Raw genomic sequence first — 9,637 nt, forward strand, 5'->3', positions numbered from 1 at the left:
TCGCCCCTAGATTGAACAAATCTCAATCCGCAAAAATCAACACGCCCTATACACGTAAATTTAAAACACCTAAACATACTGCTATCCGCTTAAAGCGCTATGGCATCTAGTTTATTTATGCACCCTAAGGAACCCTATGTTTGATTTAATAAGCAAACGCAGCGCTAATTTAAAAAATGATGTATTAGCCGGCTTAACCGCTGTGCTTACGCTCATTCCCGAAGCCGTTGCGTTTACCTTTGTAGCGGGAATTGACCCAATGATGGGACTATATGGCTCGTTTTTTGTTGGCTTTATTACCGCCGTGTTTGGCGGCCGCCCTGGTATGATTTCGGGTGCTGCTGGCTCTATGGCTGTAGTCACCACCGCCATTATTATTATGTTTGGGCTCGAGTACTTGTTGGCCGCCGTGGTATTACAAAAAGCCGGTGATTTAGTTGAGGTTAACATTGTTGAAGACCCTAAATACCCTGTAGCCAACGACGCTATGGCGTAACACGTCACTTAGGTAACTCACTAAAAAAGCTCGGAATTTCCCGAGCTTTTTATTTTTAAGTCAATTGTTTAAATTATTTTAAGCTGGTAAGTTAGGCACGTATATGGACACCCACGCATAAAAGGATGTAACTATGCCACTTGTACAATTTATTCTATTTATTGTTTTTGCTGTGTTAACCACTCTTGGTTTAAAGAGAATAACCGTAACTTAATGCTATTTGGCTTCATTGCTATATCGTTCGCATTTGTGGGGCTCGGCTTTTTGATAGGCGTAGATGAAGGGAAGTCAGGCATTAATTAATAAAAAAATTTTAGCTTGAAAATTAAAGGGACTTTAATGCGCTTATACATACTGATTATTTCTTTAGTTATTTTTTTAAGTGGGTGCCAGAGCTATATTGCTTATCAAATAACTAAGCCTCCGCAGAAAGTTCTCCCTAAAGAATTTGAGAGCTCTATCGCTTTATCTGGAGTACAAACCCATTACTGTAGCAGCGAAGTAGATTGTCTTGATTTTAGGTTTATCTCACCTAAGGATATCGAAAGCTACCTACTCGATGGTAATACACTTTCGTTAAGTTTGATTGTTGAAGGAAGCACTGAAGATGAGGTTTTTGAATACCAACTTACTTCAGATAATTTACCAAACAACCATAATAGCGGGCTTTTAATCATCTTTCCGGGGTATGGCGTAGATAGCTTAATTTACACCATGCAAGCAAGATGGCTTAGCCATGTCACTGGAAAAAATGTGATAGTGATGCCTGCAAGTAATCAATACGAGAAGTTTAGATTTGGTTGAAACTCGCTTGATGTGTTAGTCAATTATGTAAATAAAGAAAACTACACTGATATTTCCTTAATTAGTTACTCAATGGGCGCAATTGCGGGAGTTGAGTTGGCATCTAAGCTGAACATTAGTAAGCATATACTTTATGCCCCAATGATTAATTTTGAGGCCGCACTAACCACAATTGCTAACTTATCACACCCTATTTATAGCAAACTATTAGGCGATGATTATTTAAATGAAGTCGCGGCTAAGATAATTGAAAAAAGTGAAGTACCTCTTACTAAACTCGACATATTAAATAATCTAAATAAGACCCCGCATGCTAGGCAAACTTACATCTTTTCAAGTAATGCAGACAAAGTGAGTCCATATAATAGGTTGCTTACTCTTAACAACTCAAAAGTGAGCATGTATGAGGTAAAAGATTTAAATCATATTGAAATGGTTTCTTTAATTTCCACACAACAAAGGAATGTGCTCCTTTCCTTGCTTGATGGATAACTTCAACAGTCCTAATAATTGAGAAAAATATTGCTCGTTTTTTATCCCTAATACGTTATGGTAATAAATAACAATACATAACTAATAATAATGGAAGGAGCAGCCATGAATACCCCGCAATCAGATCATATCCCGCAAGAAGCCTTTGATTGGTACGACGAATACGCCCACGGTTTAATGGACCGACGTACATTTATGAAAAAACTAGGTGGGTTAGCTGCACTTGGTTTTTCAATGAGCGTACTAACCAGTGCCCTGTTACCTAATTATGCGTTTGCAGAGCAAGTATCATTTAACGATGATGATATTAAAGCCACCTACGAAGAATTTGATTCGCCAAACGGGCATGGTAAAGGCAAAGGCTACTTAGCTGTACCTAGCAAAATTGAAGGTAAACTGCCGGTTGTATTAGTTATTCACGAAAACCGTGGTTTAAACCCATATATTAAAGATGTAGCCAGGCGCTTAGCCAAAAAAGGCTTTATTGCCTTTGCACCCGACGCACTCTTTGCGCTTGGTGGCTACCCGGGCAATGACGATGAAGGCCGCGCCATGCAAAAAACCATGGACAAAGCTAAAATTCAAAACGATTTTGTAGCTGGGGCTCACTTTTTAAAAAATCATTCGAATAGTAACGGCAAACTGGGAGCTGTGGGCTTTTGTTTTGGTGGTTACATTGTTAATTACTTAGCGGCGGTTGAGAGTGACTTATTGAGCGCGGGCGTGCCTTTTTATGGTACTCCTGCCAGTGAGTCACTGCACAAAAATATAAAAGCGCCTTTAATGATTCAATTAGCTGAGCTTGATAAACGCGTTAACGCTACATGGCCTGATTATGAAAAAAGCTTAAAAGCTAACAATGTTGAGTACATTATGCACATGTACGAAGGCGCTAATCATGGTTTTCATAACGACTCTACTGGGCGTTATGATGAGCAAAAAGCAGAACTTGCTTGGCAGCGTACCTTAGCGTTTTTTAATGAAAAACTAAGTTAATAATAAGGTAATGCCACCAGCTTAAAATGGGTGGCATTTTTTAAGTTAATTGAGCTCTGTAATGTGTAAAAGCTCACCAGATGGTCCCCATAAATAAATCACTTTACCCCACGGCTCTTGTTTTATCCCTTCAAAGCGAATATCAAAGTGAGTTAACTTACTAATAGTGTTAAAGGCTTCGTATATATTTAATACACACACTTGCAGCATTAAATTTTCAGCAAATTCTTGGTTGTAGTAACGATTAATACCAATCGACTTAAATATTTAATCATTCTAGCGTGCTAAATAGAGCGCTAACAGCGTTATAAATTTCTTATGTAGAACAACTACATGTCGATATCTATGCCTTGTTATCACGCTATTTATCTGTCGCTATAAATGCCTAATAACTTAACACGATTGGTATAAAAACAAACTACATTCACCTGATGTTGCAATACTTAAATCAGCTGATGCAGGCTCAATAGTAAAGCCAAGCGCCTGATAAAAGTCGCACGATTGCTGATAATTTTTACACGGCACAAACACTCTAATATCATCAACTTGCATTATCAGTCCTTCATTAGCCAAGCACGCTTTTATCAATAATCCCTTTTGCAATAAGGGCTTTTAAAATACCGGCGCTTTTTTCTCTAAAGGCATCGCGAAGTAAGCGCACCGCCGGAGTGATTGACTGCCTACTTGGGCACACCAACCAAAGCTCTGTAGGCGTGGGTTTAAAGTTTGGCATAACACTTATGACATTACCGGCAAGTAATTCATTAGACATATCTAAGCACGATTTAACCGCCAGCCCCTTGCCCGACACACACCAGCGCCTTACTAAATCGCCATCGTTAGCCGCATGGCCACCGTGCAATTTTACTTTAAACTCTTCGCTGGCATCGCTAAATACCCATACATCTTTAATTATATCTTGCAGTTGATAAAACAGCCCTTTATGTTCTGTTAAATCATGTGGATGAGCTGGCGTGCCATGTGTATCAAGGTAGCTTTGTGCTGCGCATAAAATACGCGGTACATCGCAAATTTTAAAACCGTACATGCTGGCATCGTTAGGTTTACCATAACGCAGTGCAATGTCGACCGAGTCACGATAAAAGTCGATATTACTGTCGCTTATATTGGCGCGCAAGCTGAGCTGAGTGTGGGTTTGCATGAACTCGTCAAGCCAGGGGATCACAATGTTGCGCCCTAAATCAGAAGAAAGCGCAATACGCAGCTCACCATCAATTATATCGTCATCGCTTTTAAGTGTATTTTTGGCTTGTTCAAGCATTGCCAATGCTTGCTGGCATTGCGGAATGTAACGCTCGCCGGCTGCAGAAAGCCTTAAATGGCGAGTGGTGCGTATAAATAGTTCAAAACCTAAAGCCTGCTCTACCCTTTTAACAGCAGCACTTGCTGTGGCGGTGCGCATATCTAAATTTGATGCTGCAGCAGTAATACTTTTAAACTCTGCCACTTTTAAAATTACCTGTAAGTCTTCTAAAAGCATTGTGTTTTAATCCATTATCAACTTAATAATTTAATTATTATTTTTGGCAAAATTAAGCGCTTTAGGTTTGCTTACAGTGTATTGAGCAATCAAAAAGTGATTTATTGTCTATTTATATTTGACAATGCTTATCTATTGCGCGGTTTATCAATATAAAGGCAAATATTACACTGTACCCAACAGCTAGTCACTAACCACTATTTATTAAATTAGGACAATCTTTAAGGCGTTTATTAGTAAACCCAGCTTTTGGGCAGTAATAGTATGTTTAAAAAGAAAATTTGTTTAAAGCAATCGCTCGCTTTTTCAATTAACTAATATTATTTGATAAAGATTCAATCATTACCCTGTTTATCGCGTAAAAATTCTCACCTATTATTCACCTCAACGCAAGCGAAGTCATTTAGGCTATTTAAATCGCTTTACTCTATTTTTTAGCATAACGGGTATCACAGTATGAAACGATTAAAAACCACCTTAGCAATAGCAACCCTGTCATTAGCCGCAAGTGCTTTTTCAAGCGCCTATGCAGCAGACGTTGGCCCCCTTGAAACGGTGACTACTTTTAATAAATATCGCGGCGCAGGTATAACTATAACACCTGCAGGGCGAATGATTGTAAGCATGCACCCGCTTGATGCACCAAAAACGCGAGTAGTTGAAATTATGGCAAACGGTGATCAACAACCTTTCCCTAACGAAGATTGGGCTGACGGCCCCGAGCTTGGCAAAGTAGGCCTTGCAGCCGTAATTGGCGTGCATAGCGACAGCAAAGGTGTGGTGTGGATTTTAGACATGGGCAGCGAGCAAGTAGCCCCAAAACTTATAGCCTGGGACAGCGTTGCCAATACCTTAGTTAATACCATTGAATTAAATAAAGACGCTGTACTTGATAACTCGTTTTTACAAGACTTTGTTATTGATGAACGTAACGACAAAATTTACATTGCCGATATGTCTTTTGGTAACTTTATGGGCGCCACTAAACCTGCGTTTATTGTTGTTGATTTAAAAACCGGCGAATCAACGCGTGTACTTGAGGGCAATGCTAAGCTAATGCCAGAGGAACGCGATATTGTCATCGAAGCCTCTCCTGTTGCGTCTAAATCAGCAAAAGGTGAAACAACAAACCTACGTTTTGGTTTAAACCCAATTACCATTGATGATAAAAATGAATGGGTATACTTTGGCGCATTTACAGGCACAAGCGTTTACCGTATTCCGGCAAAAACGCTCGCTGATAGCACGTATTCAGATGCTAAAAAAGCAAAAAGCATTGAAGTGTTTGGCCCTAAAAACCCAAGCGATGGCATGACCTACGCGCCAGGTGGCGGTATTTTAGTAACCGACCTTGAAAACAATGCCATTGGCTTAACGACTAAAGGCCACTACGAAATAATTGTTCAAGACAAACGATTATCATGGCCTGATAGCCTAGCAGTGAGCAATGGTTGGATTTATGTAACCCAAGATCAGCTCCACCAGCACCCTGCATTTAGCCAAGGCTTTGGTAATGCAAAACCACCTTACGTATTAACGCGTTTTCGCTTTAATCAAAAATAATTAATTATTTTTATAAGCCAGCCATACCCGCTGGCTTTTTAGGAGTAAGTTATGTTACTCGATACCCCTATTTGTGACTTTGGCTGGCAAGCGCCCAACTTTACGTTAAAAACCCCGCAAGGTGAGCCTTTTACCTTAGCCGACAACCTAGGCGAAAACGCCTTGTTAATCATGTTTATTTGTAACCATTGCCCTTATGTGCAACGTATTGCAAGGCGCTTAAGCGAAGATACCGCGTTATTAATAAACGAAGGTATAAATGTGTTAGCTATTATGTCGAACGACTATAAAAGCGTCCCTGCTGACTCCCCAGCTAATATGGAAAAATTTGCTAAGCAGCACGGCTTTTTGTTTCCCTACCTTGTTGATGAAAACCAACGCGTAGGCAAACAGTATGGCGCGGTTTGCACGCCTGATTTTTTTGGTTTCAATAAACATGGGGCACTGCAATACCGTGGCCGCTTAGACGATGCAAAAATGAATGACGATGCACATCGCACTCCTGAGTTAGTTAATGCCATGCGCCAAATTGCGGCCACAGGCAAAGGTCCTGCGCAGCAAACACCCAGCATGGGCTGCTCTATAAAATGGAGTAATTCATTATGAGTACAGTACATTTAAAATTGGGCGTAACCGATTTATCGTTTCACCATGTTACGGCCTCTTTAGTGAGCCATGTTTTAACTGATATGGGCTTTAACGTTGAGCGTATTTATGCACCGCATCAAGATAACTTTAAAAACCTTAAATCTGGTGAAGTAGATTTACTCGCCTCAGCATGGCTGCCTTCAAGCCACGGTGTTTATAAAGCCGATGTTGAACAAGTTATGCCACTCGTTGAGCTTGGCTTACATTATGAGCCTTATGCACACTGGGGCGTACCAGATTACGTACCGCAAAGTGCAGTAAACGAAATTAGTGATTTGCTAAAGCCAGATGTGGTTTCAAAAATGCAAAAAACAATTCAGGGCATTAATGCCGGTGCTGGTATTACCCGTTTTTCTATTAATATGATGAAAGAATATGGGCTGACGAGCGCAGGGTATGAGTTTTTAACCGGCACAGAGCATGACTGTTTTAGCGCGTTTGAAAACGCCGTCGCCACCCAAACCTGGTGCGTAGTGCCGTTATGGAAACCACAATTTTTGCATTACAAGCACACAATACGTGAGCTTAAAGAACCACAAGGGTTACTTGGCGTTGTTGATAGAGCTGTTTTACTCCTACGTGAAGATAAACAAGCGCTGTTTAACCAAGCACAGTTAAACACCCTTGATAAATTACGCTTTTCAAATGAGATCATTGCCGAGCTTGACTATAAAGTATGCAAAAACTTACAACCACTCGATGACGTAACGCGTAATTGGCTTAATAACAATCCAATTAAAAAGTAATTTGTGCTTTGTTTTTTTTAAAAAGGCTCAATATAGATACTACTTGGCTAAAATAGCCACTTAACGGAGATAACCATGACCCATCCAATTATTAATGATTTAGAAAAACGTTATACAACTAAACGCTACACAACCAAGCGTATTCCTCAAGATGATCTAGATGTAATTTACGAAGCTATGCGTCTTTCTCCTTCATCGATTAACTCGCAGCCGTGGAAATTTATTGTTATTGAGTCAGACGAAGCTAAAGAGCGTATGCACTCTACGTTTGCTAATAAATTTCAATTTAATCAGCCGCATATTAAAACTGCATCACACGTTATTTTATTTGCTTACAACCCTAAATATAAACGTGATGATTACGCACAAGTCATTGATGCAGACATTAAAAATGGCCGTACTCAAAGTGAAAACCGCGAACAAGCATTTGGTGCGTTTGCTTTTGTTGATATGAATACCGATGAGCAAGGCAACAATGCAATGTGGACCAAGGCGCAAACTTACATTGCCCTTGGTAACACAATGCACGCCGCAGCACGCTTAGGCGTTGATTCAACACCTATGGAAGGTGTAGATGCACACCTTATTGGTGAAGTGTTTGAACAAGAGCTCGATGGCTATATTTGTGATGTAGCATTGGTACTTGGTTACCACGATGACACTGAAGATTATAACGCTAAGTTACCTAAATCTCGCTTAGCAAAAGAGCAAGTTATTCAGGTTTTATAAAAACCTATTAAAAAAGCTTAGCGCCAATGAGTGCTAAGCTTTTATATTCATTTTATTTTTTAGCAATAGCTTGCAGTACCGACGCTAAACCCGTGTGGTATGTGCCTTCAAACACTTCTCGCTTTAATTCTTCTAAATGTATAAAGCTAAGCTCGGTTAAGTCATCTTGTAAGTCGCTTTTTGAGGTTTTAGTATCGACACTTGGGCCGCCTCCGGTATTATAATTTACTTGCTTAGGCGTATAGGCCTCAAGTAAAAACACCCCACCTGGCTTTAAACCTTTAACAGCGCGCTTATATACCGCTGAACGCAAGGCACTTGGTAAAGGGCAATAAATAGACACTACTGCATCCCATTTTTCTTTTCCAAAATCAAACTTCGCTAAATCGGCGTGTACGAGCTCAATGTTTACGTTGTGCTCTTTGGCAAGCTTTGCCGCTTTTTCAAGCCCTACTTTTGAGCCATCAACCGCGGTAACGCTGTAACCCATTTTTGCTAAAAATACCGCATTTCGCCCCTCACCTTCGGCTAAGCTAATAACATTGCCTTTAGGTAATTGCTTATAGTGCTCAGCTAAAAAATCGTTTGGCTGTTTGCCATAAGCGTATTGCTGAGTGTTATACCTTTCATCCCACATAATAGCTCCTGGTATTATTTTGCGTATTCATAGCGTTGAATAAGCCTGATAAATAATTCCACTAATAATATGTAGTGTAAATAGGTAACTAATTTTTTAATGTTGTTAATATACTACTCAGCCATGCTCACGCACACTGCTAAGTGCTGGATTAAAAGGGGTGATTTTCAGAGCTAAATAAAAAAAGCCAGTGACGAGGTCACCGGCCAAAAGAAGGCAATACGAAGGGAGTCGTACTGGCTGTTAAAACTTTTTCAGTATTCGCTATCTTAATAACGGCACATGAGATTCTAATGCCTGATAGTTCATCCATTGGTTTAATTGCTCTGGCCAGGTAATGGTTGGCTCGCAATATAAACCGCGTAATATAGAAAAATAAATAGCGCTATCAAGCAAGCTTAATGACGTTTTACCATTATTAATATTGAGCTGTTTTTCGGTGCCAATTAAAAATTCATTTACTTGTAAAACGATCTCAGGAGTTGATGCTATTAGGTTTACAAAGTTAAGCTCTGTCGATTGCTTGTTATCTTCCCACGCTATGCGGCTAGATTCTGTTTTAAACTCTTTTAAATCAAGTAATGGCCAGCGCGGCAAACCAATTTGCAATAAAGGCGCAAACGAGCCACCTTGCCACTCAATAGCCCCTTGCGTTGGCTTGTTTGATTCGCTAGAACCAGCAAGTTCAATAAACAGGCTAATAATTTCGTTACTTTCACTCATAACAGTGCCGTCATCCATTTCAAGAATAGGTACCATTTTTTTACCAATTAGTTTTGTTGGTGTTTCAGTGTCGTCGTAATCAAGTACAACGTCATCAAGCTTAATGCCTAATTTGCCTGCTACATATTTAACACGCGCACAAAAAGGACAATGAGAGTAACTGTATAGTTTCATAATTAATTAAAGCCTAAAGCGGGTTAAGTACCTATGGCCGTAAGATACCCAAATAGTCAGCGCAGAAAAACCGCATTTAGGTTGAAACTTTATCTTGTAAAAATTGATAATCACGCTTTAATACCAGT

At 39.8% G+C, this 9,637-nt stretch carries 12 protein-coding genes and 1 pseudogene; 8 read left to right on the top strand and 5 right to left on the bottom strand.

The window, feature by feature from the left end; all coding sequences use genetic code 11:
• Window positions 1–136 precede the first annotated feature (136 nt).
• The 4 genes and pseudogenes from PAT01_RS19340 to PAT01_RS19350 form a co-directional block, all read left to right on the top strand.
• Window positions 137–418, top strand: a pseudogene (locus tag PAT01_RS19340) (SulP family inorganic anion transporter); the annotation flags it as partial.
• 417 nt (window positions 419–835) lie between these two features.
• A complete protein-coding gene (locus PAT01_RS20300) occupies window positions 836–1,300 on the top strand; it encodes a hypothetical protein (protein ID WP_318299773.1) in 465 nt (154 codons plus the stop codon).
• 72 nt (window positions 1,301–1,372) lie between these two features.
• Window positions 1,373–1,792 carry a hypothetical protein gene (locus tag PAT01_RS20305; protein WP_318299774.1) on the top strand — a complete coding sequence of 140 codons (420 nt, stop codon included), beginning with the start codon at window positions 1,373–1,375 and terminating at the stop codon, window positions 1,790–1,792.
• Window positions 1,793–1,897: 105 nt separating this feature from the next.
• Window positions 1,898–2,788: a dienelactone hydrolase family protein gene (locus tag PAT01_RS19350; RefSeq protein ID WP_154946018.1), complete on the top strand. Its 891-nt coding sequence runs from the start codon at window positions 1,898–1,900 to the stop codon at window positions 2,786–2,788.
• A gap of 45 nt (window positions 2,789–2,833) precedes the next feature.
• On the opposite strand, the gene PAT01_RS19355 is transcribed toward PAT01_RS19350, so the two are convergent.
• The 3 genes from PAT01_RS19355 to PAT01_RS19365 form a co-directional block, all read right to left on the bottom strand.
• On the bottom strand, window positions 2,834–2,998 hold the full coding sequence (locus PAT01_RS19355; protein WP_223230616.1) for a hypothetical protein: 165 nt from the start codon (window positions 2,996–2,998) through the stop codon (window positions 2,834–2,836).
• Window positions 2,999–3,181: 183 nt separating this feature from the next.
• Complete coding sequence (locus PAT01_RS19360; RefSeq protein WP_004589679.1) at window positions 3,182–3,340, bottom strand: VOC family protein; 159 nt, start codon at window positions 3,338–3,340, stop codon at window positions 3,182–3,184.
• Window positions 3,341–3,353: 13 nt separating this feature from the next.
• Window positions 3,354–4,289: a LysR family transcriptional regulator gene (locus tag PAT01_RS19365; RefSeq protein WP_055255044.1), complete on the bottom strand. Its 936-nt coding sequence runs from the start codon at window positions 4,287–4,289 to the stop codon at window positions 3,354–3,356.
• Window positions 4,290–4,745: 456 nt separating this feature from the next.
• On the opposite strand from PAT01_RS19365, the gene PAT01_RS19370 reads away from it, so the two are divergent.
• From PAT01_RS19370 to PAT01_RS19385, 4 genes are all read left to right on the top strand, one after another.
• Window positions 4,746–5,852, top strand: a complete 1,107-nt coding sequence (locus PAT01_RS19370) for an L-dopachrome tautomerase-related protein (protein ID WP_154946019.1) — start codon at window positions 4,746–4,748, stop codon at window positions 5,850–5,852.
• 51 nt (window positions 5,853–5,903) lie between these two features.
• On the top strand, window positions 5,904–6,458 hold the full coding sequence (locus tag PAT01_RS19375) for a thioredoxin family protein (protein WP_154946020.1): 555 nt from the start codon (window positions 5,904–5,906) through the stop codon (window positions 6,456–6,458).
• The gene (locus PAT01_RS19380) at window positions 6,455–7,246 is read left to right on the top strand and encodes a glycine betaine ABC transporter substrate-binding protein (RefSeq protein WP_154946021.1); all 792 of its coding nucleotides are present in this window, start codon (window positions 6,455–6,457) and stop codon (window positions 7,244–7,246) included. Before PAT01_RS19375 ends, PAT01_RS19380 begins: the two co-directional genes overlap by 4 nt.
• Before the next feature lie 75 nt (window positions 7,247–7,321).
• Complete coding sequence (locus tag PAT01_RS19385) at window positions 7,322–7,975, top strand: nitroreductase family protein (RefSeq protein WP_154946022.1); 654 nt, start codon at window positions 7,322–7,324, stop codon at window positions 7,973–7,975.
• A gap of 52 nt (window positions 7,976–8,027) precedes the next feature.
• Here PAT01_RS19385 and PAT01_RS19390 read toward each other — a convergent pair whose 3' ends face one another.
• The gene (locus PAT01_RS19390; protein ID WP_154946023.1) at window positions 8,028–8,612 is read right to left on the bottom strand and encodes a class I SAM-dependent methyltransferase; all 585 of its coding nucleotides are present in this window, start codon (window positions 8,610–8,612) and stop codon (window positions 8,028–8,030) included.
• A gap of 264 nt (window positions 8,613–8,876) precedes the next feature.
• Window positions 8,877–9,509, bottom strand: coding sequence for a glutaredoxin 2 (grxB, locus tag PAT01_RS19395; protein ID WP_064385171.1), 633 nt, complete (start codon window positions 9,507–9,509; stop codon window positions 8,877–8,879).
• Window positions 9,510–9,637 lie beyond the last annotated feature (128 nt).

Origin of the sequence: Pseudoalteromonas atlantica, assembly GCA_007988745.1 — a bacterium.
GTDB lineage: Bacteria > Pseudomonadota > Gammaproteobacteria > Enterobacterales > Alteromonadaceae > Pseudoalteromonas > Pseudoalteromonas atlantica.

Excerpts from the sequence above, each read along its gene's own strand:
- PAT01_RS20300 (WP_318299773.1), top strand. The coding sequence starts at position 836 with ATGCGCTTATACATACTGATTATTTCTTTAGTTATTTTTTTAAGTGGG.
- PAT01_RS20305 (WP_318299774.1), top strand. The coding sequence starts at position 1,373 with ATGGGCGCAATTGCGGGAGTTGAGTTGGCATCTAAGCTGAACATTAGT.
- PAT01_RS19350 (WP_154946018.1), top strand. The coding sequence starts at position 1,898 with ATGAATACCCCGCAATCAGATCATATCCCGCAAGAAGCCTTTGATTGG.
- PAT01_RS19355 (WP_223230616.1), bottom strand. The coding sequence starts at position 2,998 with ATGCTGCAAGTGTGTGTATTAAATATATACGAAGCCTTTAACACTATT.
- PAT01_RS19360 (WP_004589679.1), bottom strand. The coding sequence starts at position 3,340 with ATGCAAGTTGATGATATTAGAGTGTTTGTGCCGTGTAAAAATTATCAG.
- PAT01_RS19365 (WP_055255044.1), bottom strand. The coding sequence starts at position 4,289 with ATGCTTTTAGAAGACTTACAGGTAATTTTAAAAGTGGCAGAGTTTAAA.
- PAT01_RS19370 (WP_154946019.1), top strand. The coding sequence starts at position 4,746 with ATGAAACGATTAAAAACCACCTTAGCAATAGCAACCCTGTCATTAGCC.
- PAT01_RS19375 (WP_154946020.1), top strand. The coding sequence starts at position 5,904 with ATGTTACTCGATACCCCTATTTGTGACTTTGGCTGGCAAGCGCCCAAC.
- PAT01_RS19380 (WP_154946021.1), top strand. The coding sequence starts at position 6,455 with ATGAGTACAGTACATTTAAAATTGGGCGTAACCGATTTATCGTTTCAC.
- PAT01_RS19385 (WP_154946022.1), top strand. The coding sequence starts at position 7,322 with ATGACCCATCCAATTATTAATGATTTAGAAAAACGTTATACAACTAAA.
- PAT01_RS19390 (WP_154946023.1), bottom strand. The coding sequence starts at position 8,612 with ATGTGGGATGAAAGGTATAACACTCAGCAATACGCTTATGGCAAACAG.
- grxB (WP_064385171.1), bottom strand. The coding sequence starts at position 9,509 with ATGAAACTATACAGTTACTCTCATTGTCCTTTTTGTGCGCGTGTTAAA.